The sequence below is a fragment of the Pantoea sp. VS1 genome, assembly GCF_002207995.1.
Classification (GTDB): Bacteria; Pseudomonadota; Gammaproteobacteria; order Enterobacterales; family Enterobacteriaceae; genus Pantoea; species Pantoea dispersa.
Genome location: NZ_NHZE01000005.1, coordinates 317,996 through 338,145 on the forward strand (window position 1 = coordinate 317,996; position 20,150 = coordinate 338,145).

Here is a 20,150-nt window from a genome sequence, read left to right on the forward strand (position 1 = left end):
CCAACTTGTACAAGGATTTTTGACGGCAGGGCTTAGCAAAAATCTTTGCACAAGTTGTCAAAATCTCTGCTTTAGGTTTTTCCAGCATCCCACGCTAGTTTGATTGCCAGACACAACATCACTGACTAACGGAGAAAAAACATGAGCACATTCAAGACTAAAGACGGCGTAAACCTGTACTTCAAAGACTGGGGCAAGGGGCAGCCGGTGCTGTTCAGCCACGGCTGGCCGCTGGATGCCGATATGTGGGACAGCCAGCTCAACTTCCTCGCCGAGCGCGGCTACCGCGTCATCGCGTTTGACCGCCGCGGCTTTGGTCGCTCCGATCAGCCGTGGGAAGGCTACGATTACGACACTTTTGCCGACGATATTCACGGCCTGATCGAGCATCTGCAGCTGGATGAGGTGACGCTGGTGGGCTTCTCAATGGGCGGCGGGGATGTGTCGCGCTACATTGGTCGTTATGGTACCGCGAAAGTGAAAGGACTGGTGCTGCTGGGCGCCGTCACCCCGATCTTTGGTAAAACCGACGATCACCCGGAAGGGGTGGAAGCAGCGGTGTTTGACGGGATCAAAGCGGGCTTGCTGAAGGATCGTGCGCAGTTTATTAAAGAGTTCGCCACGCCGTTTTACGGCACCAATGCGGGCCAGACGGTTTCCGATGGCGTGCTGACGCAGACGCTGAACATTGCGCTGCTGGCGTCGCTGAAAGGTACGCTGGATTGCGTGACCGCGTTCTCTGAGACGGATTTCCGTGCGGATATTGCGAAGGTGGATGTGCCGACGCTGGTGATCCACGGCAGTAATGACCAGGTGGTGCCGTTTGAAGCCACCGGCAAGCTGGTGCATGAGATGATTGCGGGTTCGCAGCTGAAAGTGTATGAGAACGGCCCGCACGGTTTTGCGGTGACGCATCAGGACCAGCTGAATGCCGACCTGCTGGCGTTTTTGCAGGGGAATTAAGGGGGGAGTGCGTTCTGTCCCCTCACCCTAACCCTCTCCCGCACGCGGGAGAGGGAACCGATCGAGCGGGGGATTGGCTCTTGAATTAACCTGGGCTGTCTCAGTCCTGCATATGGCAGCGTTTCACTCTCCCGGTGGGAGAGGGGGCCGATCGAGTGAACTATTAGTTCATTAATCACATATGGCAGTGTTTCCCTCTCCCGGTGGGAGAGGGCCAGGGTGAGGGCATCAGGCCGCAGCATCCCGCATCAGGCCGCAGCATCCCGCATCAGACCGTAGTACTCCGCGTCAGTCCGCCAGCAAATGCCCGTACATCGCCAGCAGGCGACGGGTGACGCCGTTGGTCCAGCCGAAGCCGTCCTGCAGCGGATACTCACCGCCGCCGCCCGGGCGGGCGCGATCGCCGCTGATATCGTACTTCTCTACCAGCTTATGGTGCAGCGAATAGAAATTCTTCACCGTGGTCAGCCAGTTGACCGCAATCTCCGTTGCCAGCGTCTCTTCACCGTAGTTATTCAGTCCGACCACCGCCATCCATTGCAGCGGTGCCCAGCCGTTAGGTTTATCCCACTGCTCGCCGCTCTCCACCATGGAGGTTACCAGCCCGCCCTGCGTCAGCAGCAGCTGGCGCAGCGCCACCGCCTGCAGATGCGCCTGCTCGGGTGATGCCAGCCCCAGGAACAGCGGTACCACCGCCGCTGCGGTAAAGGCACCAAAGCGTTCACGACGCCAGTCGTAGTCGCGGTACACGCCTGCGGTGTTGTCCCACAGATAGCGATGAATCGCCTGCTTGCGCGCATCCGCCTTCTTCTGCCACGCCAGGCCGGTGAGTTCTTCGCCCTTCGCGTGCGCCAGCGTCGAGATCATCAGCTCCAACTTGTAGAGAAACGCATTCAGATCCACCGGAATAAACTGGGTGGTGCGAATGCTGGCCAGACGTTGCGGATCGCGCAACCAGCGCGAGGAGTAATCCCAGCCGGAAGCGGCACCGGCGCGCAGATCGCGATAGACCTCGCTGGCCGGCCGACGCGATTTGCTGGCGGTTTCCACATCTTCCATCCACGACTCATCGCGCGGCGTGTCGCGATCGTCCCAGTAGCGGTTGAGCAGCGAACCATCCGGCATGCGCACCACGTGGCGATAGGCCTGATGCGGCATCAGCTCGCCGGCCCCGTCCATCCAGAACTGATACTCTTTCATCAGCTGGTCAAGATAGCGCTTCGCGCCGCGAATGCCGTCCTCTTCAAACAGCTCGACCATCAGCGCGAACACCGGCGGCTGCGAGCGGCTGAGGTAATAGGTACGGTTGCCATTCGGCACGTGACCGTAGTTATCAATCAGCCAGGCGAAGTTGTCCGCCATATGACGCAGCAGATCGTCGCGGCCCGCTTCGGCCAGTCCCAGCATGCTGAAGTAGGAGTCCCAGTAATACGTTTCACCAAAACGCCCGCCGGGCACTACGTAAGGCTTCGGCAGCGGCAGCAGCGACGAATGCGGTAAATGCTGCTGCGGCATTTTGGTTAACACTGGCCACAGATCGTCAATATGTTCCGTCAGGGTTTTATCCGGATTGGAAACATAAAAACTCTCATTGACCTGCGGTAAATAAAAATGCTCGTGGACAAATTTTTCCAGGTCGAACTCCGCCGAGCGTTTACGGCGGCGATAGCGGATTAAAATATCCAGCGGATCGAATTTAGGCGCGCAGTCCGGAAACGTTTTGCTGTCGGCAAAAATACGTGACGTCTGCACGTGCTCAAACAGCTCCAGATAGCGATCGGCAGGTGTCAGCGCATCAGGCGCAGGCAGGCCTTCGATCAGCTCGGGTTCCGGCTCCGAATCCTGCATACCTTCGCGGATAAACTCGTGAGGATCGTATTGATACCCCAGATCAGCATGGGCTTCGTGTTCTCCGAAAGCTTGACGTTGCTGGTGGTTAGTATTAATAGCGGCCTCCTGAAATTGCCTGGTTGCTCAAAGGACAAATTATAGATCTCTGACCCGATGAGACAACAATGCGAAATATCTATGAACGTAATAAATCTTGTCGATTGATCGGCTATTTAAGGCTTTTTTCAGCGAATACAACGTCCTATATTTCAGGAATTGAAAGCAGTGTTTCAGATGAAGCTTTAAATAAGTGAACAGAATTATCTGTAAATAAGAAAATCGTCAGTGATAACGGCAAAGAAGCGGGAAGAGGTTGATCATTTGATGGCAAACGAGACGGGAAAAGAGGGCTTTTCGTCGCCCTCACCCCGAATTTCACCGCAGGTGAGGGCGCCATCAGCGCCTTACTTTGCCAGCGTGGCCTTAATTACCGCGGCGAACGGTGTGGTCGGGCGGCCAATGAGTTTGCTAAGCGTGTGGCTGTCGTCGAACAGGGCACCCTGAGCGGCACCGGCGTCGGAATCCGCCAGCAGTTCGGCCAGCGGCGCGGGTAAACCGGCTCCGATCAACGCTGCGCTGAATTCCGCAGGCGGCAGGTTAACATACTCCACCTGTTCGCCGGACTGGCGGGCGATCTCCGCACTGAATTCTGCCAGCGTATAGCTGTCATCGCCGGCCAGTTCGTACACTTTGCCGGCCTGATCGTCACGGCTGATCACCTCTGCCGCCGCGACAGCATAATCCTCGCGCGCCGCCGACGCGATGCGCCCGTTGCCCGCCGCGCCGATAAAGGCATGATGCGCTAACGCCGGTGCGATGCTGGCCGCGTAGTTTTCGCTGTACCAGCCGTTACGCAGCAGGGCATAAGGGATGCCTGAAGCCTGCAGCAGCGCTTCGGTGGCGCGGTGTTCGACGCCCAGACCCAGCGGCGAGATATCGGCATGCAGCAGACTGGTATACGCGATAAATGACACGCCCGCCGCTTTGGCGGCATCAATCACCGCCCGGTGCTGGGCTTCGCGCTGGCCCACTTCGCTGGAGGAGATCAGCAGCACTTTCTGCACGCCGGCAAAGGCGCCCTGCAGCGTCTGTGGCTGGTTGTAATCCGCGGTACGCAGCGCGACGCCGAGCGCCTGCAGGTCCTGCGCCTTTTCCGGTGAACGTACCACCGCGATGATCTCGCTGGCCGGTACTTTCTTCAGCAAGGCATTAATCACTAAACGGCCCAGTTGGCCAGTGGCTCCGGTAATCGCAATCATGGTGTTTTTCCTCAGGTTGAACTGGTATGGAAACAGCCTACGAGATAAACTAACTTTTAGTAAGTACTTACAGATTTGTTAGTTTGAGTGGAGTGATGTAAATGGCTGAAAACCTGAGTGATAAATTTTCCCGTGGTGAATTGCTCAATGTGAACTGCCCGTCACGTGAAGTGTTAAAACGGATTACCAGCCGCTGGAGTGTGCTGGTGTTACTGGCGCTGCGCGCTGAAACGCTGCGCTTCAGCGAACTGCGCCGCCGGATTGGTGGCATCAGTGAACGCATGCTGGCGCAGACGCTGCGCTACATGGAAGAGGATGGCTTCATTGAGCGTATCGCTTATGAAGTGGTGCCGCCGCACGTGGAGTACCGGCTGACGGCGCTGGGCCATGAGGTGGAAGGGCAGGTCATCGGCCTCGCCGACTGGCTGGAAAGCAATGTCCACCGCATCATTAAAGCGCCGCAGACGGCGTGAGTGCCGTCGCGGCGCGCCAGGCTCAGGCGTGCAAATATTTCTCAAACCAGCCGAGTGTGCGACCCCATGCCAGGTCGGCGGCAGCTTTGTCATAGCGTGGCGTTGAGTCGTTGTGAAAGCCGTGATTCACGCCGGGATAAATATACGCTTCATAGGTTTTGTGGCTGGCTTGCAGGGCGGCTTCATAGGCTGGCCAGCCTTCGTTGATGCCTTTATCCAGCGCGGCATAGTGCAGCAGCAGCGGCGCCTGAATGCGCGCCACATCTTCCGCTTTTGGCTGGCGGCCGTAGAACGGCACGGCGCAGGCCAGCTCAGGAAACGCCACTGCCGCCGCATTTGCTACGCCGCCGCCATAACAGAAGCCGGTGATGCCTACCTTGCCGTTCCCCTCGGGATGCTGCATCAGGAAATCGACCGCCGCGAAGAAATCGTTCATCAGTTTGGTCGGGTCGACTTTGGCCTGCATCGCACGGCCCTCTTCATCATTGCCCGGATAGCCGCCCAGCGAACTTAAGCCATCCGGCGCCAGCGCAACATAGCCCGCTTTGGCGACCCGTCTTGCCACGTCTTCAATGTAAGGATTCAGGCCGCGATTCTCGTGTACCACCACCACGGCACCCAGCTTGCCGCTGGCGTGAGTCGGGCGCACCCGATAAGCGCGTACCTCGCCATGTCCCTGGGGCGACGGGTAGTGAATGTATTCGGCGTTGATATCAGGATCGGTAAACGACACCTGCTCTGCCAGCGCATAATTGGGGCTCATGGCGCTGAGCAGGGTGGCTCCGGTCATGCCGGCGATGGTGAACTTCGCGGCCAGCGAGAGAAACTCGCGCTTGCTGATGCGACCGTGCGCATAGTAGTCATAAAGCTCAAGCAGTTCCTGGGGAAAATCCTGGGCGGTAAGACGGGTCATAACCTCTCCTTCGCTGATTAACCGGACTGTGCTGCTTTAACAAAGCACAGCCTGACGCCGCTGGCAAATGCCGTGCCCCAGCAGGTTAATGCGCGATGGCTCACAAAATGTCACCGAAAGGCAGCAAATTAATTTCTTTTTGGTCTATAAAAATTATCTTTTAATTAACAAACTTTCTTTCTGGCGGCTGTGCAGGAAATTTTACAGCGTAACGTAACGGTGCGGTCCTCTGCCGTTTTGTTTTGCGCTGTAATTAACAGCTAAATTAGCCAGTTACCAGATTGCCGCCTTTTCCTCTCGCTCTGCTTAATAACAAGATTGTCACAATAAATCACGGGCTTTAACCTTAACTTAGTGATTTTAAAGAAGTAGTTTCTGGTGAAAACAATGATCGAAATCAAAAAATACTGTTATAGTTTTAGCCATTCCCACTGTTTCTTTTTGTTCTCGCCGCTTGCCTTACAATTGGCGTGAATCTCTTCCGACGTCACGAAATAATAATTTTTGTGCGTCAAACTTGTTAATTATAAGTAAAAATTCGGTGTAATCTTGTGGCAAAGAGGTAAGCAATGTTTGGATTAGATGCCTTCCACCTGGCCAGGATTCAGTTCGCCTTTACTGTTTCCTTCCATATTATTTTCCCGGCCATCACCATCGGTCTCGCCAGTTTCCTGGCGGTGCTCGAAGGCATGTGGCTGAAAACCCGTAACGAGACCTATCGCGATCTCTACCACTTCTGGTCCAAAGTCTTTGCCGTTAACTTCGGTATGGGCGTGGTGTCCGGACTGGTGATGGCGTATCAGTTTGGTACCAACTGGAGTGGCTTCTCGCAGTTTGCCGGCAGTATTACCGGTCCGCTGCTGACTTATGAAGTGCTCACCGCCTTCTTCCTTGAAGCAGGCTTCCTCGGCGTGATGCTGTTTGGCTGGAACCGCGTTGGGCCGGGCCTGCACTTCTTTGCCACCTGCATGGTTGCGCTCGGCACCATCATCTCGACCTTCTGGATCCTCGCGTCCAACAGCTGGATGCATACCCCGCAGGGCTACATCATAGAGAATGGCATCGTGGTGCCGCAGGACTGGTTTAAGATTGTCTTCAACCCGTCGTTCCCGTACCGCCTGTTCCATATGTCGGTGGCGGCCTTCCTCGCCAGTGCCTTCTTTGTTGGCGCGTCTGGCGCGTGGCATCTGCTGCGCGGTAACGATAACCCGGCAATCCGCAAAATGTTCTCCATGGCACTGTGGATGGCACTGATCGTTGCGCCGATTCAGGCGATGATCGGCGATGCGCACGGCCTGAATACCCTTGAGCATCAGCCGGCAAAAATTGCGGCGATTGAAGGCCACTGGGAAAACCCGCCGGGGGAAGCGACGCCGCTGATTCTGTTCGGTATTCCGGATATGGATGAAGAGCGCACCAAATATGCGCTGGAAGTGCCGTACCTTGGCAGCCTGATTTTGACCCACAGCCTGGACAAACAGGTCCCGGCGCTGAAGAGCTTCCCGAAAGAGGACCGTCCGAATTCGCTGGTGATCTTCTGGTCGTTCCGCGTGATGGTGGCGATGGGCCTGCTGATGATCACCCTCGGCGTGCTGAGCCTGTGGCTGCGTTACAAAAAGCGGCTGTATAACTCCCGGCCGTTCCTGTGGTTCGCCCTGCTGATGGGCCCGTCCGGCCTGATCGCCATTCTTGCCGGCTGGTTTACCACGGAAATTGGTCGTCAGCCATGGGTGGTGTACGGGGTGCAGCGCACCATTGATGCGGTGTCGGCGCATGGTGATTTGCATATGAGCATCAGCCTGCTGGCCTTCATCCTCGTCTATTCGTCAGTGTTTGGTGTCGGCTACGTTTACATGATGCGCCTGATCAAGAAAGGTCCGCTGACCGGCGAGGGTAAAGATGTGCGCCACGGTGGTCCGGGGCAGGATAAAACACCTGCGCGTCCGCTTTCTGCGGCCCATGAGAGTCTGAACGAACCGCAGGAGGGTAAATAAATGATCGATTTCTCCATTATCTGGTTCGCCATTATCGTGTTCGCCACCCTGATGTATATCGTGATGGATGGCTTCGATCTTGGCATCGGTATCCTGTTCCCGTTCAATAAAGATGCAGTTGAGCGCGACATGATGGTGAATACCGTTGCGCCGGTCTGGGATGGCAACGAAACCTGGCTGGTGCTGGGCGGTGCCGGTCTGTACGGTGCGTTCCCGCTGGCCTATTCGGTGATTGCCGATGCGCTGGCCATTCCGCTCACCGCGATGCTGATTGGTCTGATTTTCCGTGGCGTGGCGTTTGAGTTCCGCTTTAAGGCCACGGAAGAGCACCGTGCGTTCTGGGATAAATCATTTATCGCCGGTTCACTGCTGGCGACCTTCAGTCAGGGCGTTGCGGTCGGTGCGATTATCGACGGCTTCCCGGTGAAAGGGCGCGAGTTTGCCGGCTCGGCGCTGGACTGGCTGGCGCCGTTCCCGCTGTTCTGCGGCGTCGGTCTGGTGGTGGCGTACGCGCTGCTGGGCTGTACCTGGCTGATCATGAAAACCGAGCATGAGCTGCACCGTAAGATGTCCGCGCTGGCGACGCCGCTGGTGATCGCGCTGCTGCTGATTGTCGGCATTATCAGCCTGTGGACGCCGTTCACCCACGATGCGATTGCGCACCGTTGGTTCAGCCGTCCTAACCTGTTCTGGTTCCTGCCGGTGCCGGTGCTGGTGCTGCTGTGTTCGTGGGGCATCGTGCGCGCCATTAAGCGTGAGGCGCACTACTCGCCGTTCCTGCTGACGCTGGCGCTGGTGTTTCTCGGCTTCTCCGGCCTTGGTATTAGCGTGTGGCCGCACATTATTCCGCCGTCGATCACCATCTGGGACGCCGCGTCACCGCCGCAGAGTCAGGCCTTTATGCTGGTCGGTAGCTTACTGATTATTCCGGTGATTCTGGGTTACACCTTCTGGAGTTACTACGTGTTCCGCGGAAAAATCAAAGCCGACGAAGGATACCACTGAGATGCAAACCGAGGTCAGCAATATGAACAACCCCACTGAAACGAAAGCCCCCTGGTGGAAGCGCGTGCTGTGGTTAGTAATCATCTACGGCGCAAGCGTGCTGGCACTGGGCGTGGTGGCATCACTGTTTCGTATGATGATGACGGCAGCGGGCATGCGTTCGCACTGAGTTGTCGATGAGGGCAGGCACGCCTGCCCGGCGTTATCGGTCGTCATTAATGGCGACCCTGCAAGGTGATGCACGATGTTACAGGGTGCGCATTAATGCGCACCGATCATGTGTCGGCCCATCAGATTGACCAGCATTTGGTCGCCATACATGGCGCCCCGACAGAGTACTGGCACGATTTTCGTAGGGTGCGCATTGATGCGCACCGCTATGCGCAGACACATCACTGCTCAACGATGCGATGCCGTTAAGACGATAAAAGGTTAGTTACCTAAGCAATTAATGCTTTTCCCGTCTCGCTGTCTTTACTCTTCCTTACGTTATCCATACGATTTTGTTATATTTATGTGACGGATTACGCAAAAGCACCGCCTTTCCCAACCCATTCAATTAAAAAAAATGCTCAGCCTGAATCTGAAAAAACAGTACATCAACGATCTGGTGGACTGGATCGAGGCCAATCTGACCGACGAGCTCAACATCGATCTGATTACCCTGAAATCCGGTTACTCCAAGTGGCACATGCAGCGCATGTTCAAAGAGATGACCGGCCAGACGCTGGCCTCGTACACGCGCAAGCGTCGTCTGACGCTCTCTGCCATGGCGCTGCGCCTGACCAGCATGCCGCTAATTGATATCGCCGTGCGGTTTGGCTTTGATAATCAGCAAAACTTTACCCGGGTGTTTAAAAGCCACTTCGCCATGACGCCAGGCGCTTATCGCCGCATTCCTGAGATGCAGATGAAAGACTTCCACAGCCGCATCTCCACCCAGCGGCAGTGGGTGAGTGCGCGCCTGGCAGAGAAGCCGGAGCTGAAGCTGTGCGGAGAAGTGATCGAGTGGGAGTGCCGCTTCGGCGAATACATTGATCATCACAATCACGTGGTGGCGCAGCATACGCGTGATTTCATCGCCTTCGCTGGCCAGCACGTGCAGCGTGGCTGGCTCGGTTTCCAGTTCAGTCCGGGCGTCAACTCCAGCGATCAGCAGCATATCAGCCTGTTCCAGGCGCTGGAGAGCCAGTACGCCGATGTGCTGACCGGTAATGTGCAGAACTGGACCGGTGAAAGCGGACTGTATGCGGAGATCGACTGGCACGGTGCGCCGGAAGAGATCAATGCCTTTACCGCAGAGGTGTACTACAACCATCTGCCTGCGCTCGGCGTGGCGCGGCGGCCGGGCAAGGACCTGATTAAGCTCGATCTCCGCTACAGCACGCCGGATCTGCTGCAGGGCACCTTTTACATTCCGGTTAAAGTCGGTTAATGCATAAATCGTGCGGTAAACTGTGATAAACCGCACGATTTTATAAATTCCTGCGCCTGAGTGGCGTAAAATCCTTCACTGAAACCTGACTGACCGTGGAAAACACTGTTTGCCACCTCTCAGGCTGGATCATCACCTGCATGCCTGGTCCATTCCGGACCGTTAGAGTGAAAAGACAAAAAATTATGCGACTTCTACCGTTGTTACTTTCAACAGCGCTTGTGGCGTTTTCCGCGCTGGCAAGTGCCCAGATGGCTGAGCCTTTCTCACCGCCAGGCGGCCTGCATCCGCATCAGCCACACTGCGCCCAGCATGAGATTGCCGGCGATAATGCGCTGCCACAGCAGCGTACGGATGACGTGACGCTGCTGACCTGCACTAACCACCAGGCCTGACGGCGCGCTACCTGCTTAGCGACCAGCGCCGTATTGCGTTCGTCCGCTTTCAGCCCCTCCCTCCGCTGCAATACGCCCGGCCTGGCGAATAACTCGAAAATCCCGAGCAATAAACGAGACATAAGCTGCTTTTAACGAGGTGTTTCAGCGGCTAAACTTCTCCACCAAATGTCTCTGCTCAGGAGGAGTTGTGAACAAACCCCGTAGTATTCGAAGCTTGCTGAAAAGCTTTATCGAAAGTGACGCCAGCAACGGCATGGTGCTGATTCTGGCGGCGGTGGCGGCGATGGTGCTGGCCAATAATGCCGCCACCGCGCAGGGCTATCAAAACCTGCTGGCGGAGCCGGTACAGATTCGCTTCGGCGCGCTGGATATCAGCAAAAACCTGCTGCTGTGGATTAACGATGCGCTGATGGCGCTGTTCTTTCTGCTGATTGGCCTCGAAGTGAAGCGCGAACTGATCAGCGGCGAGCTGGCCAGCCGCGATCGCGCGATCTTCCCGGTGATTGCTGCGTTGGGTGGCATGGTTGCGCCGGCGCTCATTTTCCTGCTGTTCAATCATGATAACGAGGTTGCCCGCAACGGCTGGGCAATTCCTACGGCCACCGATATCGCCTTTGCGCTCGGTGTGCTGGCGCTGCTCGGCAGCCGGGTACCGGCGGCGCTGAAAGTGTTCCTGATGGCGCTGGCGATCATTGATGACCTCGGTGCCATCGTGATTATTGCGCTGTTCTATACCAGCGATCTGTCAGTGCTGTCGCTGAGCGTGGCGGGCGGCGCTATCGTGCTGCTGGCGATCCTCAATCGCTGCGGGGTGCGCAACATCGCGGTGTATATGCTGGTGGGCGTGGTGCTGTGGACCGCGGTACTGAAGTCCGGCGTGCATGCCACGCTGGCGGGCGTGGTGGTGGGCTTCTTTGTGCCGCTGGAGGAGAAAGAGGGACACTCACCGGCTGAGCACCTGGCGCACGGACTGATGCCGTGGGTGAACTGGCTGATCCTGCCGCTGTTCGCGTTCGCCAACGCCGGCATCTCGCTCAGCGGCATCACCTTTGGCGATGTGCTGTCGCCGGAGCCGCTTGGCATTATCCTCGGTCTGCTGATTGGTAAACCGTTAGGTATCACGCTGTTCTGCTGGCTGGCGGTGAAGCTGCGGCTGGCGGCGTTGCCTGGCAGCACCACCATTCGCGACATTATGGCAATCGGCGTGCTGTGCGGTATCGGCTTTACCATGTCGATCTTCATCAGCTCGCTGGCGTTTGACGCCGCGCATGAACAGCTGGTGACGTTCTCGAAGCTGGGCATTCTTAGCGGTTCACTGCTGTCGGCGGTGATAGGTTACACGCTGCTGCGCATCAAACTGCGCTAATAAGGAGAGGCGCAAGCCTCCTTTATGGTATGAATCAGCTCAATTTTAATCATCTCTACTACTTCTGGCAGGTGTGCAAAACCGGTTCGGTGGTGCGCGCCGCTGAAGTGCTGTGCCTCACGCCGCAGACCGTAACCGGCCAGATCAAAGCGCTGGAAGAGCAGCTGAATGGCGTGCTGTTTCGCCGTCAGGGGCGCGGCCTGGTGCCCACCGAGCTGGGGCAGCTGGTGTTCCGCTATGCCGATCGCATGTTTATGCTCAGCCAGGAAATGCTCGATATCGTTAACTACCGCAAGGAGTCGCATCTGCTGTTTGATGTTGGCGTGGCGGATGCGCTGTCAAAACAGCTGGTGAGCAAGGTGCTGGAAACGGCGGTGATGGCCGGCGAGAAAATTCAGCTGCGCTGCTTTGAATCAACGCATGAAATGCTGCTGGAGCAGCTCAGCCAGCATAAGCTGGATATGATCCTCTCCGACTGCCCGATAGATTCAACTCAGCAGGCCGGGCTGTTTTCGGTCAAGCTCGGCGAATGTCCGGTTAGCTTCTGGTGTAATGCGCCACTGCCTGAGCTGCCGTTTCCGGCCTGTCTGGAGCAGCGGCGCCTGCTGCTGCCCGGCCGGCGTTCGATGCTGGGGCGCAAGCTGCTGAACTGGATCCACAGCCAGGGGTTACAGGTTGAGATTCTCGGTGAATTTGATGATGCGGCGCTGATGAAGGCGTTTGGCGCGCAGAATAATGCGATCTTTGTCGCACCGACGCTGTACGGGGATGAGGTCTATCGTGACGATAGCGTGCGCGAGATCGGCAGGCTGGAGACGGTGATGGAGGAGTATCACGTTATTTTTGCCGGGCGCATGATTCAGCATCCGGCGGTGCAGAGCATCTGTCATCGCGACTTCAGCGCGCTGTTCAGCCACGGATCGCAGGCATAAAAAAACCGGCGAAGCGCCGGTTCTTTTAACAAAGCGATAAACAGACGGCGATTAAGCCAGTTTGTTGATCTGAGCAGTCAGGTTTGCTTTATGACGTGCAGCTTTGTTTTTGTGGATCAGACCTTTAGCAGCCTGACGGTCCACGATTGGTTGCATTTCGTTGAATGCGTTCTGCGCAGCAGCTTTGTCGCCGGTTGCGATAGCCGCGTATACTTTCTTGATGAAAGTACGCATCATAGAACGATTGCTCGCGTTATGCTTGCGACGTTTCTCAGATGTTACGGCGCGTTTCTTAGCTGATTTGATATTAGCCAAGGTCCAACTCCCAAATGTGTTCTATATGGACAAATCAAAGGCCGAGGACTATGCCTTTTGCGCCTTCTTTTGTCAATGGATTTGTGCAATAAAGCGTCGTTTTAACCACGACACCCGCTTACGTAATTGATGGCGCAAGATTCTACCAGCAACACCGCGCTGAATACAGTATTTCGCAACAAAATTGTTGTGATGGGGCCGGAGCCGCCAGCCAGCGGGCGCCTGACGCTGAATCAGGCGCAGGAAAGGCACGCAGACGGGTTAACCTGAACGCTATTCAAGGGTATAATCCGCCGATTTCCACCGGTTTGAGTCAGCCATGAAGTTTATCCGCGGTATTTACAATCTGAAAGAGCAGCATCGCGGCTGCGTCCTGACCATTGGTAATTTTGACGGCGTGCATCGCGGCCACCAGGCGCTGATGGCGGAGTTAATTGCCGAAGGACGTAAACGCAACCTGCCGGTGGTGGTGATGCTGTTTGAGCCACAGCCGCTGGAGCTGTTTGCCGGCGACAAAGCGCCGGCGCGCCTGACGCGTCTGCGTGAAAAGCTCAAATACCTCGCACTGGCGGGCGTTGATGCCGTGGTGTGCGTGCGCTTCGATCGCCGTTTTGCGGCACACTCAGCACAAAGCTTTATCAGCGAACTGCTGGTCGACAAGCTCAATGTGAAATTCCTCGCAGTGGGGGATGATTTCCGCTTTGGCGCTGGTCGCCAGGGGGATTTCCTGTTATTACAGAAAGCCGGTGCGGAGTATGGCTTTGAGGTCATCAGCACCCAGACCTATTGTGATGGCGGCAAACGTATCAGCAGTACGGCGGTACGTCAGGCGCTGGCGCAGGACGATTTTGCTCAGGCGCAGCAGCTGCTCGGTCATCCGTTCAGTATTTCTGGCCGCGTGGTGCACGGTGATGCACTGGGACGCACCATTGGTTTCCCGACCGCCAATCTCCCGCTTCGTCGCACCGTGACGCCGGTAAAAGGTGTCTTTGCGGTTGAAGTGCTGGGGCTGGGCGAGCAGCCGATTCCCGGCGTGGCAAACATTGGTACGCGCCCGACGGTAAAAGGTCTGCGTCAGCAGCTTGAAGTTCACCTGCTCGACACACATATGAATCTTTATGGGCGCCACATTGAGGTGGTGCTGAAGCAGAAGATTCGCGACGAACAGCGTTTCGCTTCGCTGGACGCGCTGAAAGAACAAATTGCGAAAGATGTGGTGACGGCCCGCCAATTTTTTGGGCTAAAAACACCGGTTTAATGACCGAAATACGGAACCGAGAATCTGATGAGTGACTATAAATCTACCCTGAATTTGCCGGAAACGGGGTTCCCGATGCGTGGCGATCTGGCCAAACGCGAACCGGGAATGCTGCAACGTTGGTATGATGACAACCTGTACGGCATCATCCGCGCAGCCAAAAAAGGGAAAAAAACCTTTATCCTGCATGATGGCCCTCCGTATGCGAACGGCAGCATTCATATTGGTCACTCAGTCAACAAGATTCTGAAAGATATTATCGTTAAGTCGAAAGGCATGGCGGGCTTTGACTCGCCGTATGTTCCCGGCTGGGACTGCCACGGCTTACCGATTGAGCACAAAGTTGAGCAGATGATTGGCAAGCCGGGCGAGAAAGTCAGCGCAGCTGAATTCCGCGCAGCCTGCCGCAACTACGCGGCGGAGCAGGTTGAAGGCCAGAAGAAGGACTTCATCCGTCTTGGCGTGCTCGGCGACTGGGATCGTCCTTATCTGACCATGAATTTCCAGACCGAAGCCAACATCATTCGCGCGCTGGGCAAGATCATCGGTAATGGCCATCTGCACAAAGGCGCCAAGCCGGTGCACTGGTGTATGGACTGCCGTTCCGCGCTGGCGGAAGCGGAAGTGGAGTATTACGACAAAACCTCACCTTCTATCGACGTGATGTTTAACGCGCTGGACGCCGATGCGGTACGCGCGAAGTTTGGCGTTGCGGCGTCGGAAGGCCCGGTTTCACTGGTTATCTGGACCACCACGCCGTGGACCATGCCGGCAAACCGCGCCATCTCGCTGCATCCGGAATTCGACTACCAGCTGGTGCAGATTGCCGGCCGCAGCCTGATCCTCGCGAAAGATTTGGTGGAATCGGTGCTGAAACGCGCAGGCATCAGTGAGTGGCAGGTGCTGGGCGAATGCAAAGGCGCCGCGCTGGAGCTGCAGCTGTTCCAGCATCCGTTCCTTGAGCAGATCCAGTCAAAAGTGGTGCTGGGTGAGCACGTCACGCTGGACGCCGGTACCGGTGCGGTGCACACCGCGCCAGGCCACGGTCCGGATGACTATGTGATCGGCCAGAAATACGGCATCGAAACCGCTAACCCGGTCGGGCCGGACGGCGCGTATCTGCCGGGCACCTATCCAACCCTGGATGGCGTTAACGTATTTAAAGCCAACGACATGATCGTTGCGCTGCTGCAGGAGAAAGGCGCGCTGCTGCACGTGGAAAAACTGCTGCACAGCTATCCGCACTGCTGGCGTCATAAAACGCCAATCATCTTCCGGGCTACGCCGCAGTGGTTTATCAGCATGGATCAGAAAGGCCTGCGTGCGCAGTCGCTGAAAGAGATCAAAGGTGTGCAGTGGATCCCGGACTGGGGCCAGGCGCGTATCGAAGCGATGGTCGCTAACCGTCCGGACTGGTGCATCTCGCGTCAGCGCACCTGGGGCGTGCCGATGGCGCTGTTCGTCCATAAAGAGAGCGAGCAGCTGCACCCGGATACGCTGGAGCTGATGGAGAAAGTGGCGCAGCGCGTCGAGCAGGACGGTATTCAGGCGTGGTGGGATCTCGATCCGCGCGATCTGATGGGCGATGACGCCGATCACTACGTCAAAGTGCCGGATACCCTCGACGTCTGGTTTGACTCCGGATCGACCAGCTTCTCGGTAGTGGATGCGCGTCCGGAATTTGACGGGCACGCACCGGATATGTATCTGGAAGGCTCGGATCAGCATCGCGGCTGGTTCATGTCGTCGCTGATGATCTCCACGGCGATGAAAGGCAAAGCGCCTTACCGTCAGGTACTGACTCACGGCTTCACCGTCGACGGTCAGGGCCGCAAAATGTCGAAATCAATCGGCAACACCGTGGCACCGCAGGACGTGATGGACAAGCTGGGCGCGGATATTCTGCGTCTGTGGGTGGCTTCAACCGACTACTCCGGTGAGATGGCGGTATCCGACGAAATCCTGAAAAGGGCTGCCGACAGCTATCGCCGTATCCGAAACACCGCGCGCTTCCTGCTGGCCAACCTTGCAGGCTTCAACCCGGCAACCGACTGCGTCAGCCCGGAAGAGATGGTGGTGGTGGATCGCTGGGCCGTAGGCCGTGCGCTGGCGGCACAGCAGGATATTGTGCAGTCGTACGAGAACTACGATTTCCACGAAGTGGTGCAGCGTCTGATGCACTTCTGTTCCATCGAGATGGGCTCGTTCTATCTCGACGTGATCAAAGATCGTCAGTACACCGCGAAGGGCGACAGCCTGGCGCGTCGCAGCTGCCAGACCGCGCTGTGGCATATCGCTGAAGCGCTGGTGCGCTGGATGGCGCCGATCATGTCGTTCACCGCGGATGAGATCTGGGGCTATCTGCCTGGCGAGCGTCCACAGTACGTGTTCACCGAAGAGTGGTATCAGGGCCTGTTCGGTCTGGCGCAGGATGAAGCGCTGAATGATGCGTACTGGGCAGAACTGCTGAAAGTGCGCGGTGAAGTGAACAAGGTGATTGAGCAGGCGCGCAGCGACAAACGCATCGGCGGCGCACTCGAAGCCACCGTCACGCTGTACGCCGATCCGGAACTGGCGGCGAAGCTGCAGGCGCTGGGCGATGAGCTGCGTTTCGTGCTGCTGACCTCGGGCGCGACCGTGGCGGATTATGTGACGGCCAGCGACGAAGCACAGCAGAGCGAGCTGTTAAAAGGTCTGAAAATCGCGCTACACAAAGCAGAAGGCGAGAAATGTCCGCGCTGCTGGCATTACACTACTGACGTCGGCCAGAATCCGGAGCATGCTGCGGTGTGTGGACGTTGCTACACCAACGTAGCCGGAAACGGTGAAGTGCGGAAATTTGCCTGATGAGTAAACTGTGCTCAACCGGACTGCGCTGGGTATGGCTGGTGCTGGTGGTGATCGTGGTCGATTTTGCCAGCAAGCAGTGGGTCATGAACAACATGATGCTGCATGAAACCCAGCCGCTGATGCCGTTCCTGAACCTGTTCTACGCGCACAACTATGGCGCGGCGTTCAGCTTCCTGGCAGACAAAGGCGGCTGGCAGCGCTGGTTCTTTGCCGGTATTGCCATCGCCATTGTGGTGTCGCTGCTGGTGATGATGTATCGCAATCGCGCCAGCAATAAATTAACCAACATTGCCTACGCGCTGATTATTGGCGGGGCGCTGGGTAACCTGTTTGATCGTGCCTGGCACGGCTTTGTGGTCGACTTTATCGACTTCTATGTCGGTGACTGGCACTTCGCCACCTTTAACATTGCCGACTGCGGAATCTGCATCGGTGCGGCGCTGGTGGTGCTGGAGGGCTTTCTGAGCCCGAAAGGCAAACAGGTCACGAATAAATAAGGGTAACAGATGACAGACATCGTTCAGCGCGACAGCGCGCTGCTGGTGCATTTTACACTGAAGCTGGAGGATGGCTCGACGGCTGAATCCACGCGCGCCAACGGCAAGCCTGCGCTGTTCCGTCTGGGAGATGGCAGCCTGTCGGCGGCGCTGGAGCAGGAGCTGGTCGGGCGTAAAGTGGGCGATCAGCACGCCTTTACGCTCGAGCCGGAAGACGCCTTTGGCGCTGCCAGCCCGGATCTGATCCAGTACTTCTCGCGCCGTGATTTCAACGACGCGGGCGAGCCGGAAGTCGGTGCCATCATGCTGTTCAGCGGCATGGGCGGCAGCGAGATGCCGGGCGTGATTCGTGAAATTTCCGGTGACTCGATTACCGTCGATTTCAACCATCCGCTGGCGGGTCAGCGCATTAAATTCGAGATTGAAGTGCTGGAGATCGATCCGGTGCTGGAGGCCAGCGATGCAAATCCTGTTAGCTAACCCACGCGGTTTCTGTGCAGGCGTCGACCGCGCCATCAGCATTGTCGAGCGGGCGCTGGAGATGTATGGCGCGCCGATCTACGTGCGTCATGAAGTGGTGCATAACCGCTACGTGGTCAGCAGCCTGCGCGAGCGCGGTGCGATCTTCATTGAAGAGATCAGTGAAGTACCGGACAACGCCATCCTGATTTTCTCGGCACACGGCGTTTCCCAGGCCGTGCGGGCCGAAGCGAAAGCGCGCAGCCTCACCATGCTGTTTGACGCCACCTGTCCACTGGTGACCAAGGTGCATATGGAAGTGGCGCGTGCCAGCCGTAAAGGCGTGGAAGCGATCCTCATCGGCCACGCCGGACATCCGGAAGTGGAAGGCACCATGGGCCAGTACAGCAACCCGAACGGCGGTATGTATCTGGTGGAGTCGCCAGAGGATGTGTTTAAGCTGCAGGTAAAAGATGAAAACAACCTGTGCTTTATGACGCAGACCACGCTGTCGGTGGATGATACCTCGGACGTGATCGATGCGCTGCGTCAGCGCTTCCCGGCAATCATCGGACCGCGTAAGGATGATATCTGCTACGCCACCACCAACCGCCAGGAAGCCGTGCGTGTGCTGGCGCAGGATGCGGAGGTGGTTCTGGTGGTCGGCTCGAAAAACTCCTCCAACTCGAATCGTCTGGCGGAGCTGGCGCAGCGTGCCGGCAAGCTGGCGAAGCTGATTGATTCTGCGGATGATATTCAGGAAGAGTGGGTCAAAGGCGTGCAGTGTATCGGCGTTACCGCCGGTGCTTCGGCTCCGGATATTCTGGTGCAGCAGGTGATTCAGCGCCTGCGTGAGCTGGGCGGCGAAGCGGCAATTGAGCTGATTGGCCGTGAAGAGAATATCGTGTTTGAAGTGCCGAAAGAGCTGCGCGTCGACGTACGCAACGTGCAGTAAGCACTTCAATTTGCTGACAGAAACAGGCCGACAATGTTCGGCCTTTTCTTTATCCTTTATCACCTCAGCCGTGACTTCCAGCGGGCGGGATTGCTTTTACTGATAATCTATCGCGGCTGGCCTAAAATTCTTATTATCCCGTTATTATTGTGGCGTGACTGTTATCTGACCGTTAACCTGTTTACGCTTTGCATGCATAGTTTTGTATCAGGAATGAATAAATATGAGTGAAATCCGCATTGCTATTGTTGGTGCGCCGGGTCGCATGGGACGCAATCTGATTCAGGCCGCACAGCAGGCGGAAGGCGTGGTGTTAGGCGCGGCGCTGGCGCGCAGCGGTTCCTCGCTGCTGGGGGCGGATGCCGGTGAACTGGCGGGAATCGGCAAAACCGGCGTACGGGTGACCGACGATCTGCGGCAGGTGGTGAATGATTTCGATGTGCTGATCGATTTCACCCGTCCGGAAGGCACGCTGGAATATCTGGCGTTCTGCCGTCAGCATCAAAAAGCGATGGTGATTGGCACCACCGGTTTTGATGAAGCCGGTAAGGCAGCCATCCGTGAAGCAGCTGAAGAGATTGGCATCGTGTTTGCCGCTAACTTCAGCGTAGGCGTCAATCTGGTGCTTAACCTGTTACAGCAGGCGGCAAAAGTGATGGGCGACTATGCGGATATCGAGATTGTGGAAGCGCATCACCGCCACAAAGTGGATGCGCCATCAGGCACGGCGCTGGCGATGGGAGAGGCGATTGCCGACGCCATGCACTGGAAGCTGGATGAGCACGCGGTTTACGCGCGCGAAGGCCATACCGGCGAGCGCAAGGCGCAAACTATTGGCTTTGCCACCGTGCGCGCGGGCGATATTGTCGGTGAGCACACCGCGATGTTTGCGGATATCGGCGAGCGCGTAGAGATTACGCACAAGGCTTCCAGCCGTATGACCTTCGCCAACGGGGCCGTTAAAGCCGCTGCGTGGTTAAAAGATAAGAAATCTGGCCTTTATGATATGCGTGATGTGCTGGATTTGTCGATGTTGTGAGTGTTGTGAACCATCGTGATGTGGTTATTTCAATCGGTAAGATATTGATTGAACAGGGCAATGTTTTCATTGCCCTTTATTTTGTCTGTAAAATGGAAGTCTGATTGTTATTTTTGTTTATGATGGTTGTTTTTATGACTTATCTGCGC

At 56.7% G+C, this 20,150-nt stretch carries 19 protein-coding genes; 15 read left to right on the forward strand and 4 right to left on the reverse strand.

Going from position 1 to position 20,150, the window contains the following annotated elements; all coding sequences use genetic code 11:
• Nucleotides 1-141 precede the first annotated feature (141 nt).
• The gene (locus CBW22_RS03855) at nt 142-963 is read left to right on the forward strand and encodes an alpha/beta fold hydrolase (protein WP_088516067.1); all 822 of its coding nucleotides are present in this window, start codon (nt 142-144) and stop codon (nt 961-963) included.
• Nucleotides 964-1,251: 288 nt separating this feature from the next.
• On the opposite strand, the gene treF is transcribed toward CBW22_RS03855, so the two are convergent.
• Nucleotides 1,252-2,910: an alpha,alpha-trehalase TreF gene (treF, locus tag CBW22_RS03860; protein WP_058759659.1), complete on the reverse strand. Its 1,659-nt coding sequence runs from the start codon at nt 2,908-2,910 to the stop codon at nt 1,252-1,254.
• A gap of 347 nt (nt 2,911-3,257) precedes the next feature.
• Nucleotides 3,258-4,112: an SDR family oxidoreductase gene (locus CBW22_RS03865; RefSeq protein WP_088516068.1), complete on the reverse strand. Its 855-nt coding sequence runs from the start codon at nt 4,110-4,112 to the stop codon at nt 3,258-3,260.
• Nucleotides 4,113-4,213: 101 nt separating this feature from the next.
• On the opposite strand from CBW22_RS03865, the gene CBW22_RS03870 reads away from it, so the two are divergent.
• On the forward strand, nt 4,214-4,585 hold the full coding sequence (locus tag CBW22_RS03870) for a winged helix-turn-helix transcriptional regulator (protein ID WP_021507610.1): 372 nt from the start codon (nt 4,214-4,216) through the stop codon (nt 4,583-4,585).
• A 22-nt stretch (nt 4,586-4,607) separates the two neighbouring features.
• On the opposite strand, the gene yghX is transcribed toward CBW22_RS03870, so the two are convergent.
• Nucleotides 4,608-5,498 carry a YghX family hydrolase gene (yghX, locus tag CBW22_RS03875; protein ID WP_021507609.1) on the reverse strand — a complete coding sequence of 297 codons (891 nt, stop codon included), beginning with the start codon at nt 5,496-5,498 and terminating at the stop codon, nt 4,608-4,610.
• 569 nt (nt 5,499-6,067) lie between these two features.
• On the opposite strand from yghX, the gene CBW22_RS03880 reads away from it, so the two are divergent.
• From CBW22_RS03880 to nhaR, 7 genes are all read left to right on the forward strand, one after another.
• On the forward strand, nt 6,068-7,492 hold the full coding sequence (locus CBW22_RS03880) for a cytochrome ubiquinol oxidase subunit I (RefSeq protein ID WP_021507608.1): 1,425 nt from the start codon (nt 6,068-6,070) through the stop codon (nt 7,490-7,492).
• The gene (gene cydB / locus CBW22_RS03885) at nt 7,493-8,497 is read left to right on the forward strand and encodes a cytochrome d ubiquinol oxidase subunit II (protein WP_021507607.1); all 1,005 of its coding nucleotides are present in this window, start codon (nt 7,493-7,495) and stop codon (nt 8,495-8,497) included.
• Nucleotide 8,498: 1 nt separating this feature from the next.
• Nucleotides 8,499-8,666, forward strand: coding sequence for a DUF2474 domain-containing protein (locus CBW22_RS03890; protein ID WP_021507606.1), 168 nt, complete (start codon nt 8,499-8,501; stop codon nt 8,664-8,666).
• A 399-nt stretch (nt 8,667-9,065) separates the two neighbouring features.
• The gene (locus CBW22_RS03895) at nt 9,066-9,932 is read left to right on the forward strand and encodes a helix-turn-helix domain-containing protein (protein WP_058780419.1); all 867 of its coding nucleotides are present in this window, start codon (nt 9,066-9,068) and stop codon (nt 9,930-9,932) included.
• A 251-nt stretch (nt 9,933-10,183) separates the two neighbouring features.
• Entirely contained in the window at nt 10,184-10,327 is a 144-nt protein-coding gene (locus tag CBW22_RS25930) for a hypothetical protein (protein WP_164861030.1), read from the forward strand.
• Between the two features lie 190 nt (nt 10,328-10,517).
• The gene (nhaA, locus tag CBW22_RS03900) at nt 10,518-11,696 is read left to right on the forward strand and encodes a Na+/H+ antiporter NhaA (protein WP_031279712.1); all 1,179 of its coding nucleotides are present in this window, start codon (nt 10,518-10,520) and stop codon (nt 11,694-11,696) included.
• 29 nt (nt 11,697-11,725) lie between these two features.
• The gene (gene nhaR / locus CBW22_RS03905) at nt 11,726-12,628 is read left to right on the forward strand and encodes a transcriptional activator NhaR (protein WP_088516069.1); all 903 of its coding nucleotides are present in this window, start codon (nt 11,726-11,728) and stop codon (nt 12,626-12,628) included.
• Between the two features lie 51 nt (nt 12,629-12,679).
• Here nhaR and rpsT read toward each other — a convergent pair whose 3' ends face one another.
• On the reverse strand, nt 12,680-12,943 hold the full coding sequence (gene rpsT, locus CBW22_RS03910) for a 30S ribosomal protein S20 (protein WP_013507813.1): 264 nt from the start codon (nt 12,941-12,943) through the stop codon (nt 12,680-12,682).
• A gap of 319 nt (nt 12,944-13,262) precedes the next feature.
• Between rpsT and ribF the strand changes: the two genes are divergently transcribed.
• The 6 genes from ribF to dapB all read left to right on the forward strand — a co-directional run bounded on the left by ribF (nt 13,263) and on the right by dapB (nt 20,001).
• A complete protein-coding gene (gene ribF, locus CBW22_RS03915; protein ID WP_058774845.1) occupies nt 13,263-14,201 on the forward strand; it encodes a bifunctional riboflavin kinase/FAD synthetase in 939 nt (312 codons plus the stop codon).
• Between the two features lie 27 nt (nt 14,202-14,228).
• Nucleotides 14,229-17,048, forward strand: a complete 2,820-nt coding sequence (ileS, locus tag CBW22_RS03920; RefSeq protein WP_088516070.1) for an isoleucine--tRNA ligase — start codon at nt 14,229-14,231, stop codon at nt 17,046-17,048.
• On the forward strand, nt 17,048-17,548 hold the full coding sequence (gene lspA / locus CBW22_RS03925) for a signal peptidase II (RefSeq protein ID WP_021507598.1): 501 nt from the start codon (nt 17,048-17,050) through the stop codon (nt 17,546-17,548). Before ileS ends, lspA begins: the two co-directional genes overlap by 1 nt.
• A gap of 9 nt (nt 17,549-17,557) precedes the next feature.
• Complete coding sequence (gene fkpB / locus CBW22_RS03930; RefSeq protein WP_088516071.1) at nt 17,558-18,028, forward strand: FKBP-type peptidyl-prolyl cis-trans isomerase; 471 nt, start codon at nt 17,558-17,560, stop codon at nt 18,026-18,028.
• The gene (ispH, locus tag CBW22_RS03935; protein WP_021507596.1) at nt 18,009-18,962 is read left to right on the forward strand and encodes a 4-hydroxy-3-methylbut-2-enyl diphosphate reductase; all 954 of its coding nucleotides are present in this window, start codon (nt 18,009-18,011) and stop codon (nt 18,960-18,962) included. The genes fkpB and ispH overlap by 20 nt, the downstream gene beginning before the upstream one ends.
• A 223-nt stretch (nt 18,963-19,185) precedes the next feature.
• Nucleotides 19,186-20,001, forward strand: a complete 816-nt coding sequence (dapB, locus tag CBW22_RS03945) for a 4-hydroxy-tetrahydrodipicolinate reductase (protein ID WP_021507594.1) — start codon at nt 19,186-19,188, stop codon at nt 19,999-20,001.
• The last annotated feature ends 149 nt before the right edge of the window (nt 20,002-20,150 follow it).

Coding starts and splice junctions, on each gene's coding strand:
- ribF (WP_058774845.1), top strand. CDS start 13,263: ATGAAGTTTATCCGCGGTATTTACAATCTGAAAGAGCAGCATCGCGGC.
- dapB (WP_021507594.1), top strand. CDS start 19,186: ATGAGTGAAATCCGCATTGCTATTGTTGGTGCGCCGGGTCGCATGGGA.
- CBW22_RS03880 (WP_021507608.1), top strand. CDS start 6,068: ATGTTTGGATTAGATGCCTTCCACCTGGCCAGGATTCAGTTCGCCTTT.
- CBW22_RS03870 (WP_021507610.1), top strand. CDS start 4,214: ATGGCTGAAAACCTGAGTGATAAATTTTCCCGTGGTGAATTGCTCAAT.
- fkpB (WP_088516071.1), top strand. CDS start 17,558: ATGACAGACATCGTTCAGCGCGACAGCGCGCTGCTGGTGCATTTTACA.
- CBW22_RS03895 (WP_058780419.1), top strand. CDS start 9,066: ATGCTCAGCCTGAATCTGAAAAAACAGTACATCAACGATCTGGTGGAC.
- lspA (WP_021507598.1), top strand. CDS start 17,048: ATGAGTAAACTGTGCTCAACCGGACTGCGCTGGGTATGGCTGGTGCTG.
- nhaR (WP_088516069.1), top strand. CDS start 11,726: ATGAATCAGCTCAATTTTAATCATCTCTACTACTTCTGGCAGGTGTGC.
- ileS (WP_088516070.1), top strand. CDS start 14,229: ATGAGTGACTATAAATCTACCCTGAATTTGCCGGAAACGGGGTTCCCG.
- CBW22_RS25930 (WP_164861030.1), top strand. CDS start 10,184: ATGGCTGAGCCTTTCTCACCGCCAGGCGGCCTGCATCCGCATCAGCCA.
- cydB (WP_021507607.1), top strand. CDS start 7,493: ATGATCGATTTCTCCATTATCTGGTTCGCCATTATCGTGTTCGCCACC.
- yghX (WP_021507609.1), bottom strand. CDS start 5,498: ATGACCCGTCTTACCGCCCAGGATTTTCCCCAGGAACTGCTTGAGCTT.
- ispH (WP_021507596.1), top strand. CDS start 18,009: ATGCAAATCCTGTTAGCTAACCCACGCGGTTTCTGTGCAGGCGTCGAC.
- CBW22_RS03855 (WP_088516067.1), top strand. CDS start 142: ATGAGCACATTCAAGACTAAAGACGGCGTAAACCTGTACTTCAAAGAC.
- CBW22_RS03865 (WP_088516068.1), bottom strand. CDS start 4,112: ATGATTGCGATTACCGGAGCCACTGGCCAACTGGGCCGTTTAGTGATT.
- CBW22_RS03890 (WP_021507606.1), top strand. CDS start 8,499: ATGCAAACCGAGGTCAGCAATATGAACAACCCCACTGAAACGAAAGCC.